The following is a 26371-nucleotide window of genomic DNA, read 5'->3' on the forward strand; positions in this document are numbered from 1 at the left end:
ACCTTTCGCTGTTGAGTGGTGCAAGCCTGTCAGAAATTCTGTTTTCTATGGAAAAGTCAGAATATTCATCGGTAAATAGTCTCCAAGAACGTGAAATCATGCCAAAATTGCACTCAACATCCGTTCTGACCGAAGGATCTTCGTATGCAAGACGAACTTGACTCGATCGACACGAAGATTCTCACCCTGCTCTCGCGGGATGCCCGAATGAGCAACGCCGCTATCGCAAGCACGGTCGGAATTGCGGCATCCACCGCTCATACCCGCGTCAAGTCACTCTTCGACCGTGGCCTCATCACGGGATATCACGCAGCGCTCAATCAAGCGAAGCTCGGTCGAGGTCTGCAGGCCATTATCGGAGTATCGCTACGCCCGGGTGCCCGGCAGGAAAGCATCCAAGCCTTCACGGAAGAAATCCGTCGGCTGCCCGAAGTGATCCAGTTGTTCTTCGTGGGCGGCGGCGATGACTTTCTCGTGCACATTGCGGTCGAGAACTCATCGAAGGTTCGCCTGTTCGTCGTCGACCATTTATCGGCCCGTCACAGCGTCGCATCCACCAACACCAGCATGATCTTCGAGTATCACCGCAACGCGGTGGCGACTGACTTCTCCTAGACCTGGTTGAAGCGCGGTGCCGTGAGCGGCCAGTCGCGTGCAATCCACGCCGGAACGAACTTATCTAGGGCCGCCTCCACGTCCGACCCGACGTATTCGTCGCGTACCCACCACGAAATATCAGCATCCGCCCCTGGCTTTTCGGCAGGATCGATATAGACGCACCCAATGAGCTCTGTCTCGTTCTCATCGAAGAGCGCGAAGTTGAATGACTCGTGCGTTTCCATCTCGTCAGCATGCCGCTGGAGATCGACGCGATCCTGCTCGGCGGTCATCGTCGCGGGCGGCCAGCCCCAGGCTTTGCCATAGATCGACCAGAGCCGTTCGCGCGACCCCATCACGGCAGCCATGTCGAGCTCGGTATCGGATGCCCGGATGGGGCGAAGGTGGTGGCCGGTAGGCACATGGAGGAGAGTCGGGTGCTGCCACCCTGCGGGCAACCACGCGTCAGCGGATGCGGCGGCTTCTATTCCTTCAGTCACGATCGAGACCCTTCCCCAGCGCACGCTGCTCAGCCTGAGCGCGGTGCGAGTGCCACGATCATAGTGCCGTCGCGCGACTCTGGGAATGTTTCGTATGAGTCCTGAGCGATCCCTGAAAACTCAGTTTCTTTCGATGGTTTGCTTTCTAAAGTAGGCGCACAGCTTTTCCAACTCGATCGGAGGATTTGACATGGGAACAGTAACAAAAGACATCGACGTAGACGTTCCCGTTAGCGTCGCCTACAACCAGTGGACACAGTTTGAACAGTTTCCCGCCTTCATGTCTGGCGTGAAGGCAATCACTCAGATCGATGACCGCAAGATGCACTGGGAAGTGTCCGTCGGCGGCGTCGACCGTGAATTTGATGCAGAAATCGTTGAACAACACCCTGACGAACGAATCTCCTGGACCAGCACGGGAGAGAAGATGCATGCGGGTGTCGTCACATTCCATCGCCTAAGCGAAGGCAGCACTCGAGTTACGCTCCAAATGGACTGGAAGCCAGAAGGATTCGTCGAGAAAGCTGGCGAGATTCTGCAAATTGACGACCTTCAGATCGCCAAGGACCTCTCAGAATTCAAGCGACTCATCGAGTCGAACGGTTTCGAATCTGGCCAGTGGCGCGGAGAAGTACCCCGGTCCGAAGACAGCCTGGGCCGCTAGCGAGACTGAAAGTAACTTCTCGTCATTGCGCTAGGCCGCGAGCGCGGGAGCGATATGTCGAGCGGAGGTCGCCCATTCCGGGGATCTAGAGAACACGGGGGCCGGTGCCGGGTCGGCGAGCGCTGACGCACTCCACGGCAGCGGCTCCCCTCGCTCGAGCCCGCTTACCCCTCGGTGAGAACCGACCACGATTCGCCACCGTCGAACGATTCAACAAGTCCGCGCTCATCAATGAGCGCGATGCGTTCGCCGCCTCCACCAGTCGCCAGCGCATACGCCGTTCCCTCGACGGAACCACGATCAGACCACGGCCCGCCCTCAGCTGAGCGCACCCAGACGACGCCTTCAACATCCACGCCAACGAGCGCACCGGCCACATCCGAGGGTGCTGCGAGCAGATAAAGAAGCGGCGCATCAGCGAGCGAGCTAAAAGACTGCCCCGCATCATCGCTGACCAGCATTCCATCCGGAGTCGTCGCATACAGCCGGTCTGTCACGTTCGGGTCAGGCACCACCGCATAGGCCTGGAGGCTCGCCCCCTCGCTCCAGGTAACGCCGCCGTCAACACTCGCCAGCAGCGGCGCTCCGTCAGAGGACAACCCATACAGCCGCGTCGGGTCGTTCTGATTCACCGAAAGCGCATGAAAATCGGTCTGTCCGGCGAGAGACACACTCGTCCACGTCTCCCCCGCATCCACACTAGAAAGGAGCCCCAAGTTCGGGCCCTCGAAGGTTGTTGACCCTGGGCTCGGATGCCCCGACACGAAATATTGATCGCCAGCCGACGTGAACCCCATGGCATCGAACGGCTCTCCGCCCAGCGGGCCGCTCAACTCACCGGCAGCATCCACCCGATAGATTCCCGAATGGCTCGCCACCAAGACGATCTCTTCAGAGTCAATTCCTAAGCCATGCACGTGTTCGAAGACGCTGAGCGCTGACGGCGCAGTCTCCGTACTTTCGAGAGGCGTCGTCGGGGCACATCCGGCCAGCCCTACGACAGTCACGACGATGCCCGCGGTGAGCGCAACGACATTCTTCTTCATTCTGTTCTTCACTAGGTTCCTTCACTATTTCGTACTCACATCGTCGGCATCACAACGGATGCCGTAGAGATCTCGGCGAAGCCGACATCAACCCGATCAGGTGCGACTAATAGAAAGAGCGTGAAGAGACGGTGTTGGGGTGTGCCCAAGAGCGCCAGCGTGCCCTGACGTTACCGGCGCAGTCGGCGCGAAACCTGCGCTCTCTGCACGCAGCGACGCGACGGCCACCAAACCGGCAAGGGCCGCAACCGGAGTGCACTCGGTCATCGACGAGCCGGAATCGCCGGGGCACGGGCACAGTTCGGCGCTCGGCTCGTCGGAGTCGTGCGGGACGGCGTCGGTATGGATTGTTGCGTGCGCGGTGGCCGCAGAAGCGGTGCTGGCGTCAGCTGCCACCGAGTGCATCGTCACTAGCGCCACAACCGTTAGCAGCGCAGCAATCAGCAGGAGGGCAGCGCGCAGCGTTCGAACAACGTTCGTCGCTTGCCCAGTCACACCAACCACCCCCTGCAGTTCATCCACGTCGATCGTAATCGACGACGCAGGCCCCGCGCTGAGCAATAGCCCCTAACGCGGCAGGGCAGCCTCGCTCATCGGCCATCCTGAGTGCGCCGGTGATACGTCAGCGCCATCCGCACACACTCGCGCAGTTCGTCGACCGGGATGCTGTCGCCAACGCTGAACACCACCGCGCGATCACCCTCATACGCGAAGGTGTCCCCAAATTGGGCTCGAAAATCGCTAACCAAGTTGGTGCTGCAGATAAAGAACATCGCATAGTCGTGCGCCGATTTCGCGTTCGTCGGTGCGATACGAATCGTGCTGCCGCTGTGACTTTCGCTCGTCAGGTACGCGGGCTCGCCCCACTTGAGAGTCTCGGTGATCGTGCCGACACCCTCCGTCTCGGATGCCGTGGCGAGAATAAGGTCGCGGAGCAGCAATAGCTCACCGCGCATCGGCTCAGGCCAATCATTGAACGTCGCCGCTACTTCTGGCGGCATGGCGGCGCTGCTCACTCCGTAGCCGCGCTGGTCGGCGTTGATTGCCCTCGTGCTCGCTGACTCCACCATGCTTCGACGCTACCGTGCCTCTTGGCGGCGCACCATCTCCGCAATCCAGAGCGGAGCATACGGCGAAGTGCAGCCTGGCGGTGTCGGGTAGTCCTTCAGCACCTCGAGCCTTTCGCCAATTTCGAGGGCCCGCTCGCGATATTCAGCGTGCTCGATTCCGATGTACGCAAGGGTGTTGTTCATCTCCCATTGCAGGCGGTCGGGGGCATCCTTCATCTCGGCATCAACAACATCGAGCAAGCTTGGAAGGTCGAGACCGTCGGCATTTTTGCGCGCTCGCTCGGCAGTTAGTGCCCAACCGGCACTGCGCACGCCAGCGTCCGCATCGGCCGACCACGCCACGCGCAACTCTTCGAAGTGGGGGCTTTTCTTGACGACATAGTTGATCAGCCAGTCGCGCACCTTTGATGCTCGCGCCTGGCGCACCATGGCATCCAACTCGTCGCGGGTGAACTCGGTGGGCCGACAAATGAGAAGCGCAACGAGTTGGGCGGGAGTGTCATCGGTTTCCCACAATTCAACGGCGAGCGGATGCTGCGACTTGAGCCGTTTTGCGATCGCCCGCAGCTTGCTGAGATTCACCCCGTGATCGTCACCGTGGCGTTCGTTGACGGCCCGAACTTTGGGGTCGTCGAGCGCCGCCAATTCGGCCATCACCTCAGCAACCGCAGTGGTATTCACCCTTCGACGCTACTCTCCCTTGATCTCGTGCGCGAGCACTTAGCGGGCACAGCGGGAGAACAAAAAATCCATCCCCGCATTTAGTTGCTTAAGGTAAGCAATATAGTTACTCTCGCTAAGTACTTAAGGAGATCAGACTTGTTAGATGACGCGGATGCCACCGCCATACTCACGGGAATGGTGACGATAAGCCGCACCTTTCGCAAGGCAGCGCAACGCAGTCGCGAGCGCAGCCTTGCCGGCACCAAATACGGTTTTCTGCGCCATTTGCTCGACGGCGACGCTCGCCTCGGTGAGCTCGCGCACCACCTCATCATCTCGGCACCCGTCGCCTCGCGCGCCGTTGAAGCGCTTGAGGCTGACGCCCTCGTCGAACGACGCACCGACCCCCTCGATGCGCGCGCGATCCTCATCTCCATCACCGAGCAGGGACGCACGGCGCTGGCCGAAGGCGACAGCCGCATCATCCGAAAATTTGCCGTCGCCCTAGACGACTGGACGCCCGAAGAAGCCGAGCGAGCCATCAGCTTGCTCAACGTGCTCAATGAACGATTGGCTGACGTGCTTCAGCCCTCAGAAACCCCGGCCGATGCGGAAAACAGTGCTCGGCCCGACTCCACTACAACGACAGACACACTCACCAACAAAGACGAAAAAGAGAACAACGAATGACAGCACCCGCACGCACGACAGTGCAATCGTCAGATCCGTCCACCGCGCCCGTGACCTATACCCACCGCGAAATCCTGCAGGTGATGACCGGCCTCTTGGCAGCGCTCTTCACCGCCATGATCTCGACCACAATCGTCTCCACCGCACTGCCGACCATCATCGCCGAACTCGATGGAACCCAGCGTCAATACACCTGGGTCATCACCGCCAGCCTGCTGATGATGACGATCACCACCCCGATTTGGGGAAAACTCTCTGACCTGTACAACAAGAAGATGCTGACTCAGCTGGCCATCGTCTTCTTCCTCGTTGGCTCCATCGCCGCCGGTTTTGCTGACTCCATCGGCGTTCTCATGATCGCTCGTGCGGTTCAAGGCATTGCGATGGGTGGCCTCACCGCGCTCGTTCAGTCGATCATGGGATCGATCATCGCTCCCCGCGAACGTGGACGCTACGCCGGCTACATGGGCGCCGTCATGGCGGTGGCCACGGTATCCGGTCCGCTCTTGGGCGGTCTCATCACCGACTCGCTCGGATGGCGCTGGTGCTTCTTCGTCAGCCTGCCGTTGGCCATCATCGCGCTCATCGTGTTGCAAATGAAGCTCCACCTGCCGACCAACCCGCACGCCAAGACTCAGCTCGACTACCTCGGAGCCGCTCTCGTCTCCATCACTGCAGCACTGCCGATGCTCTGGGTCACCTTTGCCGGCAGCGACTACGACTGGATCTCGTGGCAGTCTGGCGTATTCCTCGCCGCCTTCCTCGTTGTGGGATTCTTCGCCGTCATGGTCGAGTTGCGTGCACCTGCCCCCATGATCCCGTTGCGCCTGCTCGGCAATTCCACGACGATTTGGATGATCGTGGCCAGCGTCGGCATCGGTGTCGGCATGTTCGGCTCTGGTGTCTTCCTCACCCAGTATTTCCAACTCGGAACCGGCGCAACCCCGACCCAAGCGGGCCTGATGACCATTCCGATGATCATCGCCCAACTTCTGTCGGCCACCATCGGTGGCATCATCGTCAGTCGCATCGGTCGCTGGAAGCCCGTCATGCTCATCGGCAGCATCCTCATGCTCGCCGGCCTCACCGGACTCGGAACCATCACCCACGACACCCCATACTGGGCCGTCGCGATCTACATGGCCCTCATGGGTATCGGTATCGGCGCCCTCGTGCAGAATGTTGTGCTCGCCGTGCAGAACACCGTTGACGTCAAGGATGTCGGATCAGCGTCGGCGGCGATCGCCTTCTTCCGCTCGCTCGGAGGCGCTGTCGGCGTGACCATCCTGGGCGCCGTTCTCACTAACCACGTGAGCACCAATATCGTGGACGACCTGGCCGAAATCGGCGTTGACCCCAGCGCACTCTCGAATGGCTCCGGCGAAACGAGCCTCGACATCACGGGTCTGCCCGACGCAATCCAGACGGCATTCCACCACGCCTATGCGGATGCGTTCGGTTCCATCTTCATGATCGCCGCGCTGGTCACCGCCACCGCAGTGATCGCGATTGCGGTAGCCCGTGGCTCAGTGCTTCGCACCACGATTGGCATGGCGCCTGCCGCCGGCGTGGAAGCCACCGGCCAGGAAACTGCCGGCGATACGATCTCGGCACACGGCGTCAGCACCCGGGTCGAGGCGGATGCCGAGACGGATGCCGACGCGGATGCGGATGCGGATGCGGATGCGGATGCGGCGGAAACTGACACGCCTCCCGATCGAACCGGGTCGTCCGCTCGGCCTGACGACCGCTAACTCGTTCTCCCCGCACTGGCCTGACGCCTGCTTCCCTCTCGAGAGAAGGCGCGCATCAGGCCAGTCTGGGCTAAAGCAACGCTGGCCAAAGCAACGCGGGCTAAGGCAACGCCGACGAAGGCAGTGCCGGGCTAGGCCAGTTCGCGAATCGCTGCGATGAAGGCGTCGATGTCTTCTTCGACGTGCACGAAAGACACCACAATTCGCACCATACCGTGCTGCCCCATGTCGGTGTAAAAGCCGAACCCTCGTTCGAGGAGAGCCGCAGACAGCTCGTCAGGAAAGAGGGCGAAGAGGATGTTGCTGCCCGGCTCGCTCGTCACGGTCACTCCCGCAACATCCATGATTCCCGCCCGGAGACGTGCAGCCATAGCGTTGGATTGGCGGGCATTGTCGAGCCACAAGTCATCGGTCAGATAGGCATCGAGTTGGGCAGACTGGAACCGCATCTTCGAGGTGAGCTGGCCGCCGCGCTTGTGGCGAAACGACAGCTCTGTGGCCAAGGTGGGATCGAAACAGACAATCGCATCAGCGGTTAGGGCGCCGTTCTTTGTGGCTCCGAACGAAAGAATGTCGACCCCGAGTTTCCACGTCATTTCGGCAGGACTCACATCTAGAGCGATGAGAGCGTTCGCAAAACGAGCGCCGTCCATATGTACACGCAGGCCAGCCTCGCGAGCGATACTCGTAAGCTCACGCAACTCATCGATGCTGTACACGCTGCCGGTCTCTGTGACCTGCGTCAGGCTGAGCACAGAAGCTTGAACGCTGTGCACGTCGCCGACACCGACTTTTACTGCCGCGCGCAACTCATCCGGATCGATCTTGGAGTGGTCGCCACCGAGCAGCACGATCTTCGACCCATCCGTGAAGAATTCAGGAGCGCCAGCCTCGTCGTTGTGGATGTGGCTATCAGCGTGCGCGAGGATGCTTCCCCACGGACGCGTGAGTGCTGCCAGACCGATGCCATTCGCAGCCGACCCCGTGCCGACCGGAAACACATCAAGTTGACACTCGAAGGCGTCTGCCATCTTGGCGCGCATCTGAGCAGTGAGCGGATCATTGCCGTAAGGGGTCGACGGGCCAGCGGATGCCGCTACAACAGCGTCTAAAATCTGGGGTGAAGCACCGGCAGCGTTGTCACTCAAATAGCCGCGCAGGAGGGAATCGGTCGAAGTCATGGCAGCTTTCTGTAACGAAGAATGTGATGTCAATCGATGGTAGCTGTCGTCGGCTGCGCGGGATAGGGAGATTCTCGAGGCTGTGGAATCACGTCGCTTAAGCCTCGAATGTTAAGAGAAAGCAAACTGCTCGGATGAGGGGTCGACAGATGCCGCCAAGAGGGGTTGAATCTAAGTGAGCACCACCCGCACAGCAGCGGGTAACCTCCAAGCAGTGTCTGAGGTCTTCAATAGTGTGAACTCGAAGGAGTAGAAAACTATGACGATAGCCGCGCCCCGGCCGACCGAAGGTCCCGCAGACCGAGCACGCCCCGCCGTAGCTTGGACGAGCATTCAAGCAGGACTTTGGGTGGGTAATGCTGGCGGAGAATTCGCTGGCATGATCGAACGAAACTCCACTGGCGAGTACTTCATTACCGACAATCGGGCACACCCCCTCGGTACTTGCCAGACGCTCGACGAAGCAAAAGCCCGGCATCAGCGCCAGTTCCAATCGGCGCCGGCTCAGTCACAGGCAAAGATTTAGAGTCAATTTCGAGCAGAGTGCATCGGCACCTGTTTCTGCACCCTTTCACCACAGCTCGGCCAATTAGAATCACCCCATGAGCCGGGAAACGATCACGTGTCGAACACAGGCGCACGAACACCCTCGGCGACAGCCTGATCTCGGAGCACTCTGATGGGCGCCGGGCACGACCACGCTGGCGGCACGAGCAACCGCACCCGGTTGCTGATTGCCTTCATCATCACCGTTGGGGTTGTCATTGCTCAAGCAATCGGCGCCATTGTGACCGGCAGCCTCGCACTGCTCGTCGACACCGCGCACATGCTCACCGACTCCGTGGGCCTCCTGATGGCGCTGCTCGCCGCGGGGCTCATGCAGCGCCCGGCAACGAGCAAGCACTCGTGGGGCCTTAAGCGCACCGAAGTGCTGAGCGCTATGGCTCAGTCGACTCTGCTTTTCGCGGTGGGGATCTATGCCCTGGTCGAGGGCGTGCGCCGCCTCTTCGATCCGCCCGAGATTCAGCCAACCGGCCTTCTCATTTTCGGAATCATTGGGCTCGTTGCCAACCTCGTCGCCATGATCGTGCTCACGGGTGGGCGAAACTCGAACCTCAACATGAAGGCCGCATTCCTCGAAGTTGTCAACGATGCTCTTGGCTCCGTTGGTGTCATTATCAGCGCCATCGTGATCGCACTCTTTGGCTGGTACCAAGCGGATGCCGTGGTCGCCATCCTGATCGCCATCCTGATCGTGCCCCGCACCATCATCCTGCTGAAGGCCAGCTTGGGCGTGCTGCTCGAGTCAACGCCGAAGGGCATCGATCCGGCCGATGTTCGCGCCCACATCATGGCAATGGAGCACGTCACGGACGTGCACGATCTGCACATCACGCGCATCTCATCCGACCTGCCGGTGCTCACTGCTCATGTCATCGTCGAAGACTCGTGCTTTCGCGACGGGCACGCTGGTGAAATGCTCCCTGCCTTGCAAAAGTGCGTCGCTGAGCACTTTGAGCTGAGCATCGAGCATTCGACGTTCCAGATCGAGCCCGAAAGCAACATCGGCGAGGAACACGTGCACCACCACTAGGCGGATGCCTGCGCCACTCGTTCTGCGCTGTGCAATCCAGGCCGCAATCAGGGCGGCGCGCGTAATGCGTTAGTTCGCGCGTTGCCCTGGAATCGCCTCGAGCAGTTCTTGCGTGTACTCGTGCTGCGGATTCGACAACACTTCCTGAGCGGTGCCCGCTTCGAGCACCCTGCCGGAGCGCATTACTGCGATGTGGTCGGAAATCTGACGGATCACTCCGAGGTCGTGCGAGATAAAGAGGTAGCTGAGACCGAATTGCACCTGAAGATCAACCAACAGCTGCAGAATCTGTTCCTGCACCGAGACATCCAGAGCAGAGACCGGCTCATCGAGCACGATCAACTCAGGGCCAATAGCCAGCGAACGAGCGATAGCGACGCGCTGGCGTTGACCGCCTGAGAGCTCGGTGGGGCGGCGCTGAGCGAGCGTGGGGCTCAGGCTCACGTGCTCTAGGAGCTCGCGAGCAACTTCGGCGCGGTGAGTGCGGTCACCCACGCGAAACGCGCGCAACGGCTCAGCAATAATCTTCTCGATCGACATCTTCGGATCGAGTGAACCGAAGGGGTTTTGGTAGACAACCTGTACGCGGCGACGCAGTTGGCGCAGCGCTTCGCCTGAAAGCGAAGTGACATCGGTGCCGTCAAAGCTCACGGTGCCCGAATCGGCCGAGGCGATCCGTGCCGCAATACGCGCGGTCGTCGTCTTGCCCGAACCCGACTCCCCCACGATCGAGAAAGTCGAGCCGCGCGGCACCACGAATGAGACATCGTCCACCGCGCGCAACACTTGCGAGCCTCCGCCTTGGCGACGGAGAGCGAATGTCTTGACCAGGCTCGAGACCTCAAGAATGTTGGTGGCTTCAGCGGCATCCGCCCCGCCGGTCTCTGCAGCCGTGGATGCTGAAGCAATAGTTCCCGAAGCAACGCCCCCGGATGCCGTGGCTGAGCCCGCAAGCTGCGCCAGGCGGGTGTGGGTGAACAGCTTTCCCGCACTTGATTGCTGTTGCTCGCCGAGAGCGGTCAGCGACGGGGTGAGGCGTCTGCTCGCCAACCCCGGAGCGGATTCCACGAGTTTCTTCGTGTACTCGTGGGTGGGCGAGGAGAGAACTTGCTCGGTGGGGCCCTGCTCCACAATCTCGCCATTGCTCATCACGGCGACGTAGTCGGCACGGTCGGCGGCGACCGCAAGGTCGTGCGTGACGAGAACGACGGAGGTGTTGTGGCGGCGCACGAGCTCGTCGATGTTGTCGAGAACGTGGCGTTGCACGGTGACGTCGAGGGCACTCGTCGGCTCGTCCGCAATGACGAGTTGGGGGTTGCAGGCCCACGCGATTCCGATGAGCACTCGCTGGCGCATGCCGCCAGACAGTTCGTGCGGAAACTGGGTGGCTCGAGCATCCGGGTCAGGCAGCCCGACCTCGTCGAGGATACGCACGGCTTCTGCTGCCGCTGCTGCCTTGTCGAGCTTGAGGTGCAGGCGCAGGGCTTCGGCGATCTGGTCGCCGACGCGCATGAGCGGGTTGAGCGACTTGCTGGGGTCTTGCGGCACGAAGCCGATGCGACCACCGCGAATGGAGCGCAGTTCGCGCTCCGACATCGGGCCGAGGTCGCGCCCTTCGAACTCGATCGAGCCGCTGTCGATGCGACCTCCGGATGCCAACCGCCGAATCAGCGCCTGCGAGGTCGTGCTTTTGCCCGAGCCCGATTCGCCGACGATCGCCACGATCTTGCCACGCGGAACGACGAAGCTGATGCCGCGCACCGCCGCCACAGTACCGGAGCGGGTCGCGTACGAGACGTGCAGATCACGCACGACGAGGATGTTGTCGTCAGAAGTCTTCTGCTCAATCATTCGTCGCCTCCGATCGTTCGCGCTACCCGGTTCACGGCAAGCACGACTACAAGAATTACGGCACCCGGAATGATGCTGAGGCCGGGGTTAGTTGCCACGTAGTCACGGCCTGCCGAGACGAGCGCACCCCACTCTGGTGCGGGCGGCGGTGCGCCGAAGCCCAAGAAGGTGAGGGCCGAGACCGAGAGAATGGCGGTACCCATTTCGAGCGCAGCCATCGCGATCACGGGGCGGGCCGCGTTGGGCAGAACGTGCTGCACGAGAATCGCGGGCGAACGAACACCGAGCGTTCGAGCCGCTTCGACATACTCTTCACTGCGGATGCGAAGCACTTGCGATCGCATGACGCGAGCAAAGCTGCCGGCGGCTCCGAGGCCAACGCCGAGGGCGAGCGAGACCGGGCCGAAACCGAGGCTCGCGACGACGATCAGGGCGAGCAGAACTCCGGGAACGGCAATCAGTACATCAACGAACCGCATGATGATGAAGTCGGTTCGGCCGCCGACAAAGCCGGAAATGAGACCGACAGCAGCGCCCACGACAACACCGACGACAACCGCGAGGGACGCCGAGAGCAGCGAGAGTGCTGCTCCATAGATAACGCGGGAGTAGAGGTCGCGACCCAAGTTGTCGGTGCCGAACAGGTATTGGGCGCTCGGCGGCAACAGCCGGTCGGTCGCGACCGACTCGAAGGGATCGTGAGTTGCGAGCACGCTCGGCGCTAACGACGCCAGAATCGCCAACGCGATAATGATGAGCCCGAAAACGAAGCCGGGCTTGCGCAGATTCGTCACTTCTTTGCCCCCAGTCGAGCACGCGAGGGAAGCCCGCCACCGATTCGCGTTCGCGGGTCAATGAAGCCGTAGGCGACATCCACGAGCAGGTTGACGAGCGCATAGATCGCGCCCACCACCAGCACGACGCCTTGGATGACGTTGATGTCGCGAGCGAGCACAGCGTTTACGGTCATGCGGCCGATTCCGTCACGCGAGAAGACGGTCTCGACGACGGCGGTTCCGCCTGCCAAGTAGCCGATGAGCAATCCGAGAATGGTGATGGAGGGCAGCATTGCGTTACGCAGCAAGTGCTTCGTAAAGATGCGTCGCGGAGGCACACCCTTCGCGACGGCCGTGAAGACAAAGGGGCTGTTCTGGGCTTCGAGCACGGCAGAAGAGAAGACCTGGAAGAAGAGGGCACCGACGGGCAGAGCGAGCGTGATCGCGGGCAGGATTGCCGCGTCCCAGCTGCGAGCGCCGGCCGAGGGCAACCAGCCGAGGGAGAAAGCGAAGACGCTGATCAGCAGCAGACCGCTCAAGAAGGCGGGCACAGCGATCCCGAATGGGGGAATCTGCAGCAGCAGTTGGCGCAGCCACGGCCACGGTGCTGCGTAGGCCAAGAAAGTGATGAGAACGGCGGAAGTCACACCGAAGAGCAGGGCGAGGGAGGCGATCTGTACGCTGAACGGGAAGGCCCGGGCGATCATCTCGGTCACGGGAACACCGGTAGAGATGGAGACGCCAAGGTCTCCCTGAGCCGCCGCGATGAGGTGGCCGAAGTACTGCTGCCAGAGCGAACCGTCGAGGCCGTACTGCACGCGCAGGGCGTCGAGCTCAGCCGGATCGATGACCGTTGATGCGCCGCCCTTTGCTGCAAGGGCGGCGATCAACGGGTCACCGGGCAGGAAATGGACCAGCACGAAAACGAGCGTGTAGGTAGCCACAACAACGAACAGGAACTGTCCGAGTTTGGGCAGCAAGTAGCCTGCCCAGGCTTTCACCTGTGTCACGACTGACGCTCTTTCATGCTGGTCACATCACCTAGTGAGAGTTATTCCGAGACGCTGACGTCGTACATGATCAGGCGCGACGACGAGTCGAAGGTCAGACCAGAAACGTTAGCGGTTGAGGCGTGCACCTGAGCAACTTCGAGAAGCGGGATCAGGTACGCACGGTCAATAATCATCTCCTGAATGTCGGCGATGAGTGCTGTGCGCTCGGTGGTGTCTGCCGTGGTTGCCTGCTCGGTGAGGAGCGCTTCCAGTTCAGCGTCGTCGATGATGGCCCACTTCGAGACAGCATCCTTCGAGAACGTGACCCGCAAAACGTCGGGGTCAGTGCGCGTGAGGCTGGCGCTCAAGAAGTCGTAGTCACCGGTCGCGATGGCTCCGAAGAAGTCTCCGGCGGTCACGATGTTGAGCTGCAGGTCGATGCCAGCCTTGGCGAGCTGAATCTGAGTTGCCTCAAGAACATCCTGGCCGTAGAAGGCGGTAACGCTCATGGTGAGACGCTGGCCGTCCTTCTCGCGGATGCCGTCAGAGCCGACGACCCAACCGTTGTCGTCGAGCAGGTCGGTGGCTGCATCCAGGTCATACGCCATAGCGTCTGCCTGGCTGCTGTATCCCGGGGTAGCGGAGCTCAGCGCGCTCGAAGCGGGCTCTGACTGCGACGAACCGGTGAGTGCGGTGATTTCTGCACGGTCGGTAGCGAGCAGCATTGCCTTACGCACGATCTCGTCGCTGACGACGGGACGAGTGGTGTTGGGCACGAGGCTCGTGGGCATTCCGGGGTTTCCGCGAGCGTAGATGGTGTAGTCCGCGGTGTCGAAGCGGGTTTCATCTACAGCCGGAAGGTCCTGGATGATGTCGAATTCGCCGGTCTGGAGCCCACCGGTGCGCACGCCTGCCTCAGGCGTGATCGGGAACGTGACGGTGTCAACGAGTGCTTCACCGCTGTGGCCACGAAGTTCGGATGCCCAGTCGTAGCCGACACGCTTGGCGATCACGACAGAGTCGTTAGCCACGTAGGAGTCGATCGTGAACGGGCCGGTGCCGACGACAGTCTGGCAACGGTCTTCGGGGCTGAGCTCGGTGGTGGCGTCAGAGACGAGGCCGAGCGTGATGGTGCTTGCGCCCTGCAAGAACTGGGCGTTCGACGACTCGAAGTTCACCGTCACCGTGTTCTCGTCGACAGCAGTGCTGCCTTCATAGCCGGCGAGGTACTGCGAGGCGAGGGATGCGGTGGAACCCATCTCGAAGAGAGCATCGAGGTTCTTAACCACGGTGTCTGCCGTCAGCGCGGTCTCATCGCTGAAGGTGACGTCATCGCGCAGCTGGAAGGTGAACTCAGTCAGGTCATCGTTGGTTTCCCAGCTCTCCGCGAGCCACGGCACCAATTCGCCGGTTTCGGCATCCTGATCAATGAGCGAGTCGACAACCTGGCGGCCAATGTTGAGCGCGGTGGTGAGGGTGACCTGCTGGGGGTCGAGGCAGACGGGGTCGCCCGTGACTGCCATCGTGATATCCGTTTTGGGCGAAGCGGCTGGCCCTGCCGCGCAAGAGGCCAACAGGCCCAGTGCGGCAAGCGCTCCGATGGGGGCAATGCCCCAGCGAAGTACTCGGTTTTTCGGGGAGTTCATACTCGGTCCTTTCAGTGCTGTCGACACAACGTGGTGAGCGTTGCGGTGGTACTGCGGAATGCGATGCGGATGCTGGTGGTGCTGGCCATGCGGGTGCTGCTGGAGGTAGTACTGCTGTTACTGCTGGTTGAACTAGTGAGGCGATTACTGCGGGAGTTCTCCGAACACGACAACACCGCGCGAGACAACCGCGACGATGTTTTCGGTTCGAAGTTGAGTGATGTCTTCCCACGGACGACCCTTGAGCACGACAAAGTCAGCGCCCCATCCGGTCGCGAGGGTTCCAACCTTGTCTGCCATGCCGATCGCATCAGCAGCATCAGAGGTGGCGGACTGCAGCGCACGTTCGGCGCTCCATCCGAACATCTCGGCCATCAGACGCACTTCTTCCATCTGATCGCCGAATTTCACGAAGATGCCATTGGCATCGGTGCCGAGCACGAAGCGCACACCGGCGCGACCTGCTGCGGCGAAGTTGGTGTTGCGCTCGATCACGACGGCCTGCGCTTTTTCTTGAGCCTCAGCCGAGACGGGGATGCGGGCTTCCGCGATCACGTCGTTGATCATGAGCGTGGGAGCAACCGAGATGTTGCGCTCGAGCAGCGTTGGCCACTGCTCTGGCGTGATGCCGGTGCCGTGTTCGAGAGAGTCGACTCCGGCATCCAAGGCAATCTGGTTGCCCTCAGTGGAGTGACTGTGCGCCGCGACCTTGAGCCCGAGCGCGTGGGCCTCGTCAAGAGTTGTCTCGATTTCGGCGGTCGTCTGGTTGCGCCAGCCGACCTTGTCACCGGTGGAGAGCACTCCCCCGCTAGTGAAGATTTTGATGCCATCGACCCCGGCGCGAGCGTATTCGCGTACAAGTTTGCGGCACTCGTCTGGGCTATCGGCAGTGGGGGTGCGGTGCGGGTAGTGCGGCGGAATGAAGAGGTCGCCATGACCAGCAGTCATGCCGACGGGGCCGTGCACAAGAATGCGCGGGCCCGGCTGGATGCCCTGGTCAAACGCGCGCTTGACGGCCAGTTGACGTCCGTCTCCGGCCAGATCGCGCAGCGTGGTCACTCCGTTGCGCGCTGCCTGGTGGGCGTTCGCCGCGATGTGGAAGACCTGTTCTTCCCACGGCGTCATCAGCGGCCACGAGACCCAGTCGACCTTGCCCGGCCCGGCGTAACCGCCGAGGTGAACGTGCGTGTCAACAAGCCCCGGAATCACGCTGTATTCGGATGCCGTGGTTGAGGCATCCGAGTCGGTGGCGGCCGTCTCGGCAACGGTTTCTACCGCGTCGATCCGGTCACCGGTCCAGCTGAGGGAGCCAATGCCGTGCGCGGCCGTTCCATCCCATAGCGATATTCCCTCGATGCGCTGGGATATTTCGGTCACGAATGGCTCCTTCAACTTATGATTCGTATGACGCTAGCAGAAGAGTGGCACTTGTAAACAAGTGACAGTACCCTGAAACACAGCAGCGGACACGTCGAATGAGGCGCGCCACAAGCGCGATTCACGCGCCGGTGTCGCGCCGCCTGAGAGGAATCAACGATGAAAGCCCTCTATAAAGACAAGGCCGGGCCCGGTCTCATATTGGCCGAACGCCCCGAACCGACCCCTGGTCGCGGCGAGGTAAAAATCAGGGTCGCCCGCACCGGAATTTGTGGCACTGACCTGCATATTGAATCGTGGGATGCCTGGGCCGCCGGAGCCATCATCGCCCCTCTCATCCCCGGTCACGAATTCTCAGGCCACGTTGTTGAGCGTGGCGAAGGCGTCACTTCTGTCGAGGTCGGAGCACTCGTCTCCGGCGAGGGTCACGTCGTCTGCGGTCACTGCCGCAACTGCCGTGCCGGCCGCCGTCACCTCTGCAAATTCACTTCAAGCATTGGTGTAAACCGCGACGGCGCCTTTGCCGAATTCGTCGTAATTCCCGAACAGAACGTCTGGGCACATCCGACCGATATCGACCCCGAGCTTGCTGCCATCTTCGATCCCCTCGGCAACGCCGTACACACGGCCCTCTCATTCCCGATGGTTGGCGAAGACGTGCTCATCACCGGCGCTGGCCCCATCGGGCTCATGGCGGCCAAGGTCGCGCGTCACATCGGAGCGCGTCACATCGTGATGACCGACGTAAACGAAGAGCGACTTGAGCTCGCACGCGAAATGGGGGTGAGCCTTGCCATCAACGTCTCGAAGGTGCGTATCGCTGAAGCGCAGGAGCAACTCGGCATGAAAGAGGGCTTCGATATCGGCCTCGAAATGAGTGGCCACGCTACGGCGCTTCCCGAGATGATCACCAACATGAATCAGGGCGGGCGCATCGCCATGCTCGGCCTGCCGGCAGAGCCAATCAGCATCGACTGGGCCACCGTCGTGACCCACATGATCACCATCAAAGGTATTTACGGCCGTGAGATGTTCGAGACCTGGTATGCCATGAACGCCATGGTGCACACCGGTTTGGATGTCTCGGCTGTCGTCACCGATCGCTTCCCCGCCGAACAGTGGGAAGAAGCATTCGCCGCCGCTCGCCGCGGAAATGGCGGCAAAGTCATCATCGACTGGTCGTAACGCGACCCCATCACCCAGCTTCGCTCGGTCACTCCGCGCGGTTGCCCCAAATTTTTAGGAGAACGAAATGTACGGAACAGTTCGCGAACAACTCAACGACACCCTGAGCGAGATTCGCGCGGCCGGCCTGTATAAGGTCGAACGCCAACTCGACACCGCGCAGTCGGCCCATGTCGAGTCGGCGGGCAAGCCGGTGCTCAACTTTTGCGCCAACAACTACCTCGGTCTTGCCAATCACCCCCGCCTCGTCGCTGCGGCAAAAAATGCCCTCGACGATTGGGGTTTTGGCATGGCGAGCGTGCGCTTCATCTGTGGCACCCAGACCCAGCACGTTGAGCTCGAGAACCGGCTTTCGGCACTGCTGAGCATGGAGGCGACCATCCTGTTCCCCTCGTGCTTCGACGCCAATGGCGGCATCTTTGAGGTGCTGCTCGGTGCCGAGGATGCCGTGATTTCGGATGAGCTCAACCACGCGTCGATCATCGACGGCGTTCGCCTTTCGAAGGCCGGCCGCTACCGCTACAAGAACCGCGACATGGCTGATCTCGAAGCGCAGTTGATTGCCGCGAAGGATGCCCGCCGCCGCCTCATCGTCACCGACGGCGTCTTCTCGATGGACGGCTATCTTGCTCCCCTCGAAGCGATCTGCGACCTTGCAGAACAGTACGACGCGATGGTCATGGTCGATGACTCGCACGCTGTCGGCTTCGTCGGCGAGACCGGAGCCGGAACGCCAGAGCACTGCGGCGTCTCCGACCGCGTCGACATCATTTCGGGCACGCTCGGCAAGGCTCTGGGCGGAGCATCCGGTGGTTACATCAGCGCCCACGCCGAAATTGTTGAGCTGCTGCGCCAGCGCGCTCGCCCGTACCTGTTCTCCAACGCCGTCGCTCCCTCCGTCGTTGCGGGCTCGATCGAAGCGCTCAACCTCGTGGCAGAAGGTGCCGAGAGCCGCGCCAAGTTGACGGCGAATGCTGAACAGTTCCGCGCCGGAATGGCTGAGGCCGGGTTCACTCTGCTGCCGGGCGAGCATCCGATCATTCCGGTCATGTTCAGCGATGAGCACGAAGCTGTCGCCATGGCGGATGCCCTGCTCACACTCGGCGTCTACGTGATCGCCTTCTCGTTCCCCGTAGTACCTCTGGGCAAAGCTCGTATTCGCGTACAGTTGTCGGCTGGACACTCAAGCGAGGACATCAGCCGTTGCGTTGAGGCTTTTGTGGCCGCTCGAGAGTCGATCGCCGCATAGGAGCGCACATGGAAATTACGGTCCCCGAAGGCCGCATCGTCACCGGATCACTCACGGAGGATGAACGCATCCTCAGTGGCGTGCTTCGTCATGTGCGCGAAGCGGCCCGCGATTCCAACTTTCTGCTGCCCGGCGAGCTCAAGCTAGCCGAGTGGTTGGGCTGCAGCCGCCCGCAGGTTCGGGTGGCGCTCGCGCAATTGGAGCGTCAGGGGATTGTGATTCGTAGCCAGGGCGCGGCCACTGTGGTCGACCCGGTTGCCCTGCGATTGAGCGCACGCTTTGAGGCGAGCGTCTCCTACGGTGAAGTGCTTGCGCGCATGGGCTATACGCCATCGGTCGAGATTCTGACGGCCGAGACCATCGAGCTACCTGCCGCTCTTGCCCCGCTGCTCTCTCCGCTCAGCACCAACCGCGCGGTGAAAATCGTGCTGCGCTGGTACGCCGACGAGCAGGCCGCGATGGTCGCCGAGTACACGATTCCGCTGCCGGCCGGGGAACACGACACAATCAATCCGACCGACCCCGTCTACGAGTCAGCAAAGAAGCTCTGGGGCGAAGGAATTGCGTGGGAGATCGTGACCGCCGGTGTTGCACTGCTCGACGACAAATACGCCGATCTACTGCAGCTTGAGAAGGGCACCGAAGCCAAGATGTGGGAGACCATCGGCGTCACCCTCAGCGGCGAGCGCATCTTCTACGCCCTCGAACACCACCACCCCACGCTCGTGATGTACTCCTTCGTGCGCACCATGCGGGCACCGTGGAGTGCGATCCCCGGGCACTAGTTCGACTCGTGCGTCGCCGCCAGCGCCGGTCGGATGCTGATCTTCTGAGTTTTGGAATTTTCCGGCAGCGGCAACCCGTTGACCTAAGCATGAGAACAATTGTTTACAGCGAGACCGGCGACCCCTCCGTACTTCAATTGGTCGAGCGGCCCGTGCTCGAACCCGGGCCCAATGAGGTGCGCGTGCGCATCGTCGTGAGCGGCGTGAACCCCACCGATTGGAAGTCACGTCGCGGCGCAGCATCCGGTCAGGCCTTGCCCTTCGACAACATCGTGCCCGGCCAAGATGGTGCCGGCATCGTGGAAGCACTCGGCTCAGACGTGCAGCATGTCGGCGTCGGCGACCGCGTCTGGCTGGCCCTCGCTGCGTATCAGCGCGCAAGCAGTGGAACGAGTCAAGAGCAGGCGGTCCTTCCCGCCGAACGCGTCTTCGCGCTGCCCGATAGCGCGAGCTTCGACCAGGGTGCAAGCCTCGGCGTTCCCGCGATCACCGCGTACCGTGCGCTGACCGTGGCCGAAGACGGCCCCGACCGGCTGCACCCAACCGCCCTTGTTGGCAAGGTCGTTCTCGTCGCCGGAGGCGCTGGAGCCGTCGGCCACGCGGCGATTCAGCTTGCCCGTTGGGCCGGCGCGACCGTGATCACCACTGTGAGCGGACCGGCGAAGGCTGCACTCGCAACGGCTGCTGGTGCCCACCACGTGCTCACCTACACCGATGCCGACATCGTTGATCAGATCCGTGCCATTGCGCCAGAGGGCGTCGATCAGATCGTTGAAGTCGCCCCGGCCCAGAACGCGGAGCTTGACCTTGCGGTCATCCGCAACCGTGGGTCGATCGCCGTCTACGCCAACAACGGCGGCGACGAGGTCACTCTCGATGTGCGCCGCCACTTTGCGCTCAACGTGCGCTACCAATTCGTGCTGCTCTACACCGTGGGCATTGACGCTATTCGCGCCGCCGGTGAGGCCATCAACCTTGCCCTCGACGATGGCGCACTGGGCATCGGCGACGAGACCGGCCTACCGCTGCACCGCTTTTCGTTGGAGCAGACTGCGAATGCTCACGCTCTCGTCGAGAGCGGAGCAGTCGGCAAGGTGCTCATCGACGTTACGGCCGAGTAACGCTCGCCGGGCTGTAGTCAAGGATCTGGAAGCGACCGCAATCAATCGTGGTCACCGGCAGATCCTCGGCGCCCGGCGGAAGCGTGAACGGGTAGCTCTGGTCATCCACGATCACAAATGACACCGCGCGCTGCGCAAAATCTGAGCGATCGACTAGCCAAGCGTAGTCACGGAGCTCGAAGTCGGTTTGGATGAGCTGGGCTGGATTGTCCGCATGAGTCTTGACCGCCCGAACGCTCCAAAATTGTCCAGCGCCGACCGCGCCGGAGGCGTTCACCCACGTGACGGCGCACGCCAGGGATGCGTCTTGCTCGGTCGCTCGTTGGGCGGCCGCAGGAGCCGCAACGACGAACATGACGCCACCGACCAGCGCAGGTAGCGCAGCGAGAGCGATGGTCCGCCGCCACGGTGTCTCGGCGGGTGCCGTGCGCCCCGCATCCGTAATCAGAACGACGAGTGCGAGCGCCGGAGCGAATGCCCACAACTGCAGGTAACGAGAAGCTTCGGTGCCCATCAGGATGAAGCCAACCGTGGTCGCCAGCGGGGCAAACCACGAATAGGCCGCGACCACAGCGGATGCCGTGGCCCCGTGGCGTAGCGAGCGCACTGTCAACCAGACGCCGAGCAGAGTGAAAGCAATCACAACAGCGACCGAAACGACGCCAGCGGGGCTCGAGAGTCGTTCACTGAAGAGCGACCAGTAGTACACAAATGAACCTCGCAAATGGCCCGGCCGAAGGTAGTTATCGGGGTTCGCCACAATCCACGACGCAAACGGGATCCTCAACAAGTAGCCAAGCGCTGAGCCGCCAACGAGCGCGAGAATCACGCTCACTTGAGAGCGCCCCCACGCAGCGCCAATACCCGTCACGATCACGATAAGCAGTAGCGGGGCGCTTGCCCAAGCCAGGTAAAGCGGGTTAGAAAACGTCGAAAGGCTAGCGACAACGAACAGCGCAACGAGAAGCAGATACTGCGGTGCGGAACTGCCGACAAGTCGCCGGGTAATCCCCACGGAGAGTAACGCGCCAAGCACCGTAGCCGCGTAGTACGTGGTCGTCGCCAACAACGAAGCTAGTTCGGCGCTGTCGCCGTCCCCGCCGCCTTCGGTTAGCGCGAGAGCACAGACCGCTACAAAGCCCGCGGTGGCGGCGAGCGCCGCGCGGTTGCCGGAAGTAGCCGTTGCGGCTGCAACACGAAAAACAAGATACAGCGCCACAAAGTTCGCGACCGCCGCGAGGAATTGTGCCTCGTGGATGCCCCAGCCGACGAGCGAGAGGCCGAGGAACACGGCAATCTCGGGAACGAACAGCACCGCAGACATCGCCCAATTGCTTACCGTGCCTTCGAGGATCGACCGTGAGAATAGCGGCACGAGCATCGAGTCGCCGTCGAGGAACATCAGCTCGCCGCGACCGGAGGTTCCGGCGAGATACGTGACGACGAGCAGCGCAAAGCCTAGAGCTCCAAGCAGCCACAAAATCTCAACCGCAACGGAGGTCATAACGCGGGTTCGAGCACGAGCTGCGATCGCGGCAAAACGCATTGAACCCACTCTCTCGACAGAGGCCTACTCGGCGCACAGTCGGACGGTTGCAGCACACAACTTCCCTGCAGAATCTAACATCGGTGGTCTCCTGACGTCTGCAGCACGTAATTCAGCGATTGCCGAGCGATCCGCCACCAGCGAACTACGCTGCGGCCCGCCGTTGAGTGCTGTTGCATAGAGCCATGCGACGAGTGCTGATTCTTGGTGGGACTGGATGGCTTGGTCGAGCAATCGCGCAGGCCGCACTGCGCAGCGGGGCCCACGTTACGTGCCTCGCGCGAGGAAAATCTGGGACGGTACCTGCGGGCGCCCAGCTTGTCCCTGCCGATCGGACACAGCCCAGCGCGTACGACGAGGTACTCGACCACTGGGATGACGTCATCGAAATCTCGCGAGACCCCGAGCAAGTCGAGTCGGCGTTGCAGGCGCTGGGAACGCACGCTGCGCACTGGACCTTTGTCTCGACCGTCTCCGTCTACGAACGCAATGACGAACCGGGCGCCGACGAGCAGGCACAAGTCGTGGAACCCATAGATATGGACGACTACGCGCAGGCGAAAGTCGCTGCAGAGAAGGCCAGCGCCCGTCGCATCGGCGACCGCCTCCTCATCGCACGCCCCGGACTGATCGTTGGCCCGGGCGACCCCACCGACCGCTTCGGCTACTGGCCAGCACGGCTTCACCGCGGCGGCCCCGTGCTCACTCCCACCTTTGCTGGGCGCTCCGTACAGGTGATGGACGTTGACGATCTCGCCGAATGGATCACTCGGGCTGGGCAGTCGGGAACCACGGGAATGATTAACGCCGTCGGCAACGTAGTGCCCTTCGAAGAATTCTTGGAGCTGACCGCCGAGGTTGCAGAGTTCACCGGAGATTTCGAGCAGCGCGACGACGCGTGGCTCGCCTATCACGAGATCCACTACTGGGCGGGACCCCGGTCGCTCCCACTCTGGATCCCGATGAGCGACTCTGGCTTCGCCCAGCGGAGCAACGAGCGCTACCGCGCAGCTGGCGGCCAACTTCGAGCTCTTCGTGAAACGATCGCCCGCACTCTTGACGACGAACTCTCGCGAGGTCGGGATCGGGATCGAGTATCCGGGCTCAGTGTCGAGGACGAAGCGTTAGCGCTGCAAGCAGACCTCTAGATCGAGCGAGAAATTGCCGCTTGTCGGCTACGCTGCCGGAAGCTCGACGCCGGGCAGAGTCCAGATCGCGCAGGTGCGGGCGTCCGCCGAGAGCGTGAGCCCGGCGGGAGAGGATGCCAGAGTCGCGTTGCCGACGAGGAACGAGGGGGCTGCGACATCCGCAGCTAAAGCAGTCGCCGCGATTGCCCCCGGCCGAAGCGTCACGGTCAGCGGCGAGCGCGCGACGACCACCAGCACCGTGGCGGCGGCATCCTCGCGCACGAAGACGAGGGCGTCGTCGGCGACGTGCAGCCAACGCAGGCCGCCGTGCGAGAGCGTGGGCAGCTGCGTGCGTAGGGCGATCAGTTGGCGATAAACGTCGAGCGTTGGGGCGACAGTAGGGTCAGTTTCGGTTCCCCACGGCATGGGCGTGCGCGACATTTCGCCGTCATCGCCGCTGAGACCGAACTCGTCGCCGGCGAAAACGACGGGCACTCCCGGCAGCGCTACCGAGAGGGCGAGCGCGAGCGGCACGTTCTCGGCAGGCGCGTGGGTGCGGAACCGAGCCGTGTCGTGAGTGTCGAGCGCGTTCATATTTCCGAGCCGGATGCGCCACGGAATACTGGCCGTGAACCGCACCGTCATCTCGGCGAAGTCGCGCGCACTGTAGTTCGGGATGCCGCCGATGGGCTGCCCAAAGAACCACGCCTCGGGATCGATCGAACCATCGGCCGTCACATGCGAGGTGTTCCCGGGCTCCGTGAGCCAGCCCCACACCGGCCGCGTGAACGAGGGATACGTCATCGCACCGTGCCAGGCATCACCCTGCAGATCACTCGCGGCATCGTTCGTCGACTCCGCCAACAGCACTGTGTCAGGGTTCACGTTTTCCATGGTGCGACGGATGATCTGCCGCACCTCCTCGTTGAGATCCTCGGCCCCCATCCGCCCGGTCATGTTCGCGACATCCACACGCCAACCGTCAAAGTTGTACGGCGCCTTCAGCCAGTGTGCGACAACCGAATCGTCACCCTCGATGAAACGACGACGCAGCTCGTGTGAGTTCCAGTTGAACTTCGGCAGAGTCGGAGTGCCCAACCAGCCCACGTACTCGGTGTGTTCGTCATTCGTGAAGTAGTAGAAATCGCCCTCAGCGGCGTCGGGCTTTCCGAGAGCAGCTTGGAACCACTCGTGCGCATCGCCAGAGTGATTCGTCGTGAGATCGCCGATGACCTTGAGGCCGCGAGCGTGGGCCTCCCCCACCAAACGGATCAGCGCTTCGCGCCCGCCCAACAGGTCATCGACATCCACGAAACTCGACGCGTCATAGCGATGGTTCGAGCGAGCCGGGAAGATCGGCGTGAGGTACAGCATCGTCACGCCGAGGTCGGTCAAGTGATCGAGGTGTTCGGTGATGCCGTCGAGGTCTCCCCCATAAAACTGCTTCGAGCGCCCGGGCAGCACCGGGTCGACCGGTTCGTACCAGCGCGCGGCAATCGCCCACTCGGGAGCGGCGTGAGCATCGGCGGCGGCCGACCGAGCAAAACGATCGGGGAAGACCTGGTACATCACCGTCTCCGCCAACCACTCGGGGGCGGCCGGGGTTGCCAGCAGGGCAAAGTCTTCGGAATCGAGCGTCTCGATCGAGTGCAGCCCGCTCTGGTTGAGCCACTCGATGCGGCCAGCATTGCCGTGCGCGGCATCAGCCAGGCTCGACGTGCTGTGACGAGGCTTCATCTCGGTCGCAACGGCGGCATCAGCTGCCTCGTGCACGAGCAACCAGCGGTAGCCGTGCCGCAAATTGTCGACAACGATGTCGGCCTGCCACCAGTGCCAGCCGGCCGCGGAGCCGGTGAGGCGAGCATCCGTCCAGCGCGGTTCGTGGTCGGGATTCTCGCGCACCCGCACAGCCTTCAGCGGACCGTAGCCGACCGGCACGCGAAGGCGCAGAGTGACGGTGTCGCCGAGCGCGGGCGTCTGAGTGGAGACGTGCAGCGCCGAGCCATCGTGGTGCGGGAGAAGGGCATCCATTACTTCACGCTTCCTGCGGTCAGCCCGCCGACGATGTATTTCTGCAAGAACAAGAACAGCGTCATCACAGGGATTGCGGCGAGCACAGCACCGGCGGCGAAGATGCTCCAGTTGCGGGAGAACTCTTGAGAGACGAACTGGTAGAGGCCAACCGCGAGGGTCTGCTTGTCGGGATCGATGAGCACGATGCTCGCGATCACGAACTCGCTCGTGGTGCCTACAAACGACAGCAGGCCAACGACCGCCAAGATGGGAGCAACGAGGCGCAGGATGATCGTGAAAAAGATGCGCGCGTGTCCAGCGCCATCGATCTTTGCCGCTTCATCGATGGATGACGGAACCGTGTTGAAGAACCCGTACATCAGGTAGGTGTTCACTCCGAGCGCGCCACCGAGGTAGACCATGATGAGCCCGATCTGGCTGTTGAGGCCGATCGCCGGGAAGATTTCGGAGATGCCGGAGAGCAGCAAGAATATTGCGACGACGGCGAGAAGCTGCGGAAACATCTGTACGAGCAGCAGCGTAAGTAGCCCAACTCGACGACCGATGAACCGCATGCGCGAAAAGGCATATGCCGCGAGGGCGCCGAGGAATACGGTGCCGAGAGACGAGATTCCGCCGATCAACAGGGTGTTGCCGAACCACGCTGCGTAGGGCTGCTGGGGACGGTTGAAGAGATCGACGTAGCTGCCGAAGTTGAAGCTCGAGAAGAGCGAGTTGGCGGTGACCAGAGTGCCACCGGGGTTCAACGACGCACTAAACACGTAGAGCAGCGGGAAGGCGGCGAAGATCGACATGATCACGCCAATGATGTGACGCCAGCCGGTTTCGCGAGCCCACCGCTTGAAGGAGCGACGCGGGTGACCGACGGCGGCAGGCGGGCTCACAGCGGCATCCGACTTCTGTTCCTGAGTTGTTGTTGTCAT

The 26371-nt window shown here is 61.9% G+C and carries 25 protein-coding genes; 11 read left to right on the forward strand and 14 right to left on the reverse strand.

Annotated elements, in window-relative coordinates; all coding sequences use genetic code 11:
• Positions 1 to 144: 144 nt before the first annotated feature.
• On the forward strand, positions 145 to 615 hold the full coding sequence (locus FFT87_RS00475) for an Lrp/AsnC family transcriptional regulator (RefSeq protein WP_219949451.1): 471 nt from the start codon (positions 145 to 147) through the stop codon (positions 613 to 615).
• Here the strand turns inward: FFT87_RS00475 and FFT87_RS00480 are convergent.
• Positions 612 to 1097: a GNAT family N-acetyltransferase gene (locus FFT87_RS00480; RefSeq protein ID WP_219949452.1), complete on the reverse strand. Its 486-nt coding sequence runs from the start codon at positions 1095 to 1097 to the stop codon at positions 612 to 614. The two genes, FFT87_RS00475 and FFT87_RS00480, sit on opposite strands and share 4 nt — an antisense overlap.
• Before the next feature lie 190 nt (positions 1098 to 1287).
• Between FFT87_RS00480 and FFT87_RS00485 the strand changes: the two genes are divergently transcribed.
• Complete coding sequence (locus tag FFT87_RS00485; protein ID WP_219949453.1) at positions 1288 to 1761, forward strand: SRPBCC family protein; 474 nt, start codon at positions 1288 to 1290, stop codon at positions 1759 to 1761.
• 164 nt (positions 1762 to 1925) lie between these two features.
• Here FFT87_RS00485 and FFT87_RS00490 read toward each other — a convergent pair whose 3' ends face one another.
• From FFT87_RS00490 to FFT87_RS00505, 4 genes are all read right to left on the reverse strand, one after another.
• Positions 1926 to 2819 carry a F510_1955 family glycosylhydrolase gene (locus FFT87_RS00490; protein ID WP_255559983.1) on the reverse strand — a complete coding sequence of 298 codons (894 nt, stop codon included), beginning with the start codon at positions 2817 to 2819 and terminating at the stop codon, positions 1926 to 1928.
• Positions 2820 to 2903: 84 nt separating this feature from the next.
• Positions 2904 to 3329 carry a hypothetical protein gene (locus FFT87_RS00495; RefSeq protein WP_219949454.1) on the reverse strand — a complete coding sequence of 142 codons (426 nt, stop codon included), beginning with the start codon at positions 3327 to 3329 and terminating at the stop codon, positions 2904 to 2906.
• 68 nt (positions 3330 to 3397) lie between these two features.
• Complete coding sequence (locus FFT87_RS00500; RefSeq protein ID WP_219949455.1) at positions 3398 to 3877, reverse strand: DUF1801 domain-containing protein; 480 nt, start codon at positions 3875 to 3877, stop codon at positions 3398 to 3400.
• A 9-nt stretch (positions 3878 to 3886) separates the two neighbouring features.
• Positions 3887 to 4558: a DNA alkylation repair protein gene (locus FFT87_RS00505; protein ID WP_255559984.1), complete on the reverse strand. Its 672-nt coding sequence runs from the start codon at positions 4556 to 4558 to the stop codon at positions 3887 to 3889.
• Between the two features lie 138 nt (positions 4559 to 4696).
• Here FFT87_RS00505 and FFT87_RS00510 point away from each other — a divergent pair, with 138 nt between their 5' ends.
• Both FFT87_RS00510 and FFT87_RS00515 read left to right on the forward strand, forming a co-directional pair.
• The gene (locus tag FFT87_RS00510) at positions 4697 to 5230 is read left to right on the forward strand and encodes a MarR family winged helix-turn-helix transcriptional regulator (RefSeq protein ID WP_219949456.1); all 534 of its coding nucleotides are present in this window, start codon (positions 4697 to 4699) and stop codon (positions 5228 to 5230) included.
• A complete protein-coding gene (locus FFT87_RS00515; protein WP_255559985.1) occupies positions 5227 to 6984 on the forward strand; it encodes an MDR family MFS transporter in 1758 nt (585 codons plus the stop codon). The genes FFT87_RS00510 and FFT87_RS00515 overlap by 4 nt, the downstream gene beginning before the upstream one ends.
• A gap of 131 nt (positions 6985 to 7115) precedes the next feature.
• Here the strand turns inward: FFT87_RS00515 and FFT87_RS00520 are convergent, their stop codons facing one another.
• The gene (locus tag FFT87_RS00520) at positions 7116 to 8165 is read right to left on the reverse strand and encodes a low specificity L-threonine aldolase (protein WP_219949457.1); all 1050 of its coding nucleotides are present in this window, start codon (positions 8163 to 8165) and stop codon (positions 7116 to 7118) included.
• A 259-nt stretch (positions 8166 to 8424) separates the two neighbouring features.
• Here FFT87_RS00520 and FFT87_RS00525 point away from each other — a divergent pair, with 259 nt between their 5' ends.
• Together FFT87_RS00525 and FFT87_RS00530 are read left to right on the forward strand one after the other, a co-directional pair.
• Positions 8425 to 8691: a hypothetical protein gene (locus FFT87_RS00525; protein ID WP_219949458.1), complete on the forward strand. Its 267-nt coding sequence runs from the start codon at positions 8425 to 8427 to the stop codon at positions 8689 to 8691.
• Between the two features lie 153 nt (positions 8692 to 8844).
• The gene (locus FFT87_RS00530; protein WP_219949459.1) at positions 8845 to 9759 is read left to right on the forward strand and encodes a cation diffusion facilitator family transporter; all 915 of its coding nucleotides are present in this window, start codon (positions 8845 to 8847) and stop codon (positions 9757 to 9759) included.
• Positions 9760 to 9828: 69 nt separating this feature from the next.
• Here FFT87_RS00530 and FFT87_RS00535 read toward each other — a convergent pair whose 3' ends face one another.
• From FFT87_RS00535 to FFT87_RS00555, 5 genes are all read right to left on the reverse strand, one after another.
• The gene (locus tag FFT87_RS00535; protein ID WP_219949460.1) at positions 9829 to 11610 is read right to left on the reverse strand and encodes an ABC transporter ATP-binding protein; all 1782 of its coding nucleotides are present in this window, start codon (positions 11608 to 11610) and stop codon (positions 9829 to 9831) included.
• Positions 11607 to 12404, reverse strand: a complete 798-nt coding sequence (locus FFT87_RS00540; protein ID WP_219949461.1) for an ABC transporter permease — start codon at positions 12402 to 12404, stop codon at positions 11607 to 11609. The genes FFT87_RS00535 and FFT87_RS00540 overlap by 4 nt, the downstream gene beginning before the upstream one ends.
• Entirely contained in the window at positions 12401 to 13396 is a 996-nt protein-coding gene (locus FFT87_RS00545; RefSeq protein WP_219949462.1) for an ABC transporter permease, read from the reverse strand. The genes FFT87_RS00540 and FFT87_RS00545 overlap by 4 nt, the downstream gene beginning before the upstream one ends.
• A 41-nt stretch (positions 13397 to 13437) precedes the next feature.
• Positions 13438 to 15024 (reverse strand): ABC transporter substrate-binding protein, encoded by a 1587-nt coding sequence (locus FFT87_RS00550; RefSeq protein WP_219949463.1) that lies wholly within the window; start codon positions 15022 to 15024, stop codon positions 13438 to 13440.
• A 144-nt stretch (positions 15025 to 15168) separates the two neighbouring features.
• Positions 15169 to 16401 carry an amidohydrolase family protein gene (locus FFT87_RS00555; protein ID WP_219949464.1) on the reverse strand — a complete coding sequence of 411 codons (1233 nt, stop codon included), beginning with the start codon at positions 16399 to 16401 and terminating at the stop codon, positions 15169 to 15171.
• 159 nt (positions 16402 to 16560) lie between these two features.
• Here FFT87_RS00555 and tdh point away from each other — a divergent pair, with 159 nt between their 5' ends.
• From tdh to FFT87_RS00575, 4 genes are all read left to right on the forward strand, one after another.
• Positions 16561 to 17586: an L-threonine 3-dehydrogenase gene (gene tdh, locus FFT87_RS00560; RefSeq protein WP_219949465.1), complete on the forward strand. Its 1026-nt coding sequence runs from the start codon at positions 16561 to 16563 to the stop codon at positions 17584 to 17586.
• 67 nt (positions 17587 to 17653) lie between these two features.
• Positions 17654 to 18835, forward strand: a complete 1182-nt coding sequence (locus FFT87_RS00565; protein ID WP_219949466.1) for a glycine C-acetyltransferase — start codon at positions 17654 to 17656, stop codon at positions 18833 to 18835.
• A gap of 8 nt (positions 18836 to 18843) precedes the next feature.
• A complete protein-coding gene (locus FFT87_RS00570; protein ID WP_219949467.1) occupies positions 18844 to 19620 on the forward strand; it encodes a GntR family transcriptional regulator in 777 nt (258 codons plus the stop codon).
• An 89-nt stretch (positions 19621 to 19709) separates the two neighbouring features.
• Positions 19710 to 20741: an NADPH:quinone reductase gene (locus FFT87_RS00575; RefSeq protein WP_219949468.1), complete on the forward strand. Its 1032-nt coding sequence runs from the start codon at positions 19710 to 19712 to the stop codon at positions 20739 to 20741.
• On the opposite strand, the gene FFT87_RS00580 is transcribed toward FFT87_RS00575, so the two are convergent.
• Entirely contained in the window at positions 20728 to 22287 is a 1560-nt protein-coding gene (locus FFT87_RS00580) for a hypothetical protein (protein ID WP_219949469.1), read from the reverse strand. The genes FFT87_RS00575 and FFT87_RS00580 overlap by 14 nt on opposite strands.
• 185 nt (positions 22288 to 22472) lie before the next feature.
• On the opposite strand from FFT87_RS00580, the gene FFT87_RS00585 reads away from it, so the two are divergent.
• Entirely contained in the window at positions 22473 to 23435 is a 963-nt protein-coding gene (locus tag FFT87_RS00585) for an NAD-dependent epimerase/dehydratase family protein (RefSeq protein ID WP_219949470.1), read from the forward strand.
• Between the two features lie 27 nt (positions 23436 to 23462).
• Here FFT87_RS00585 and FFT87_RS00590 read toward each other — a convergent pair whose 3' ends face one another.
• Both FFT87_RS00590 and FFT87_RS00595 read right to left on the reverse strand, forming a co-directional pair.
• On the reverse strand, positions 23463 to 25445 hold the full coding sequence (locus FFT87_RS00590) for a glycoside hydrolase family 13 protein (RefSeq protein WP_219949471.1): 1983 nt from the start codon (positions 25443 to 25445) through the stop codon (positions 23463 to 23465).
• Complete coding sequence (locus FFT87_RS00595; protein WP_219949472.1) at positions 25445 to 26371, reverse strand: sugar ABC transporter permease; 927 nt, start codon at positions 26369 to 26371, stop codon at positions 25445 to 25447. The genes FFT87_RS00590 and FFT87_RS00595 overlap by 1 nt, the downstream gene beginning before the upstream one ends.

This window comes from Salinibacterium sp. M195, assembly GCF_019443965.1.
Taxonomy (GTDB): Bacteria; Actinomycetota; Actinomycetes; order Actinomycetales; family Microbacteriaceae; genus Rhodoglobus.

What these genes read in the sequence shown, in the direction of transcription:
- FFT87_RS00475 (WP_219949451.1), top strand. Translation starts at nt 145, where the DNA reads ATGCAAGACGAACTTGACTCGATCGACACGAAGATTCTCACCCTGCTC.
- FFT87_RS00485 (WP_219949453.1), top strand. Translation starts at nt 1,288, where the DNA reads ATGGGAACAGTAACAAAAGACATCGACGTAGACGTTCCCGTTAGCGTC.
- FFT87_RS00500 (WP_219949455.1), bottom strand. Translation starts at nt 3,877, where the DNA reads ATGGTGGAGTCAGCGAGCACGAGGGCAATCAACGCCGACCAGCGCGGC.
- FFT87_RS00515 (WP_255559985.1), top strand. Translation starts at nt 5,227, where the DNA reads ATGACAGCACCCGCACGCACGACAGTGCAATCGTCAGATCCGTCCACC.
- FFT87_RS00520 (WP_219949457.1), bottom strand. Translation starts at nt 8,165, where the DNA reads ATGACTTCGACCGATTCCCTCCTGCGCGGCTATTTGAGTGACAACGCT.
- FFT87_RS00525 (WP_219949458.1), top strand. Translation starts at nt 8,425, where the DNA reads ATGACGATAGCCGCGCCCCGGCCGACCGAAGGTCCCGCAGACCGAGCA.
- FFT87_RS00530 (WP_219949459.1), top strand. Translation starts at nt 8,845, where the DNA reads ATGGGCGCCGGGCACGACCACGCTGGCGGCACGAGCAACCGCACCCGG.
- FFT87_RS00535 (WP_219949460.1), bottom strand. Translation starts at nt 11,610, where the DNA reads ATGATTGAGCAGAAGACTTCTGACGACAACATCCTCGTCGTGCGTGAT.
- FFT87_RS00550 (WP_219949463.1), bottom strand. Translation starts at nt 15,024, where the DNA reads ATGAACTCCCCGAAAAACCGAGTACTTCGCTGGGGCATTGCCCCCATC.
- tdh (WP_219949465.1), top strand. Translation starts at nt 16,561, where the DNA reads ATGAAAGCCCTCTATAAAGACAAGGCCGGGCCCGGTCTCATATTGGCC.
- FFT87_RS00565 (WP_219949466.1), top strand. Translation starts at nt 17,654, where the DNA reads ATGTACGGAACAGTTCGCGAACAACTCAACGACACCCTGAGCGAGATT.
- FFT87_RS00570 (WP_219949467.1), top strand. Translation starts at nt 18,844, where the DNA reads ATGGAAATTACGGTCCCCGAAGGCCGCATCGTCACCGGATCACTCACG.
- FFT87_RS00575 (WP_219949468.1), top strand. Translation starts at nt 19,710, where the DNA reads ATGAGAACAATTGTTTACAGCGAGACCGGCGACCCCTCCGTACTTCAA.
- FFT87_RS00580 (WP_219949469.1), bottom strand. Translation starts at nt 22,287, where the DNA reads ATGCGTTTTGCCGCGATCGCAGCTCGTGCTCGAACCCGCGTTATGACC.
- FFT87_RS00585 (WP_219949470.1), top strand. Translation starts at nt 22,473, where the DNA reads ATGCGACGAGTGCTGATTCTTGGTGGGACTGGATGGCTTGGTCGAGCA.
- FFT87_RS00590 (WP_219949471.1), bottom strand. Translation starts at nt 25,445, where the DNA reads ATGGATGCCCTTCTCCCGCACCACGATGGCTCGGCGCTGCACGTCTCC.
- FFT87_RS00595 (WP_219949472.1), bottom strand. Translation starts at nt 26,371, where the DNA reads ATGACAACAACAACTCAGGAACAGAAGTCGGATGCCGCTGTGAGCCCG.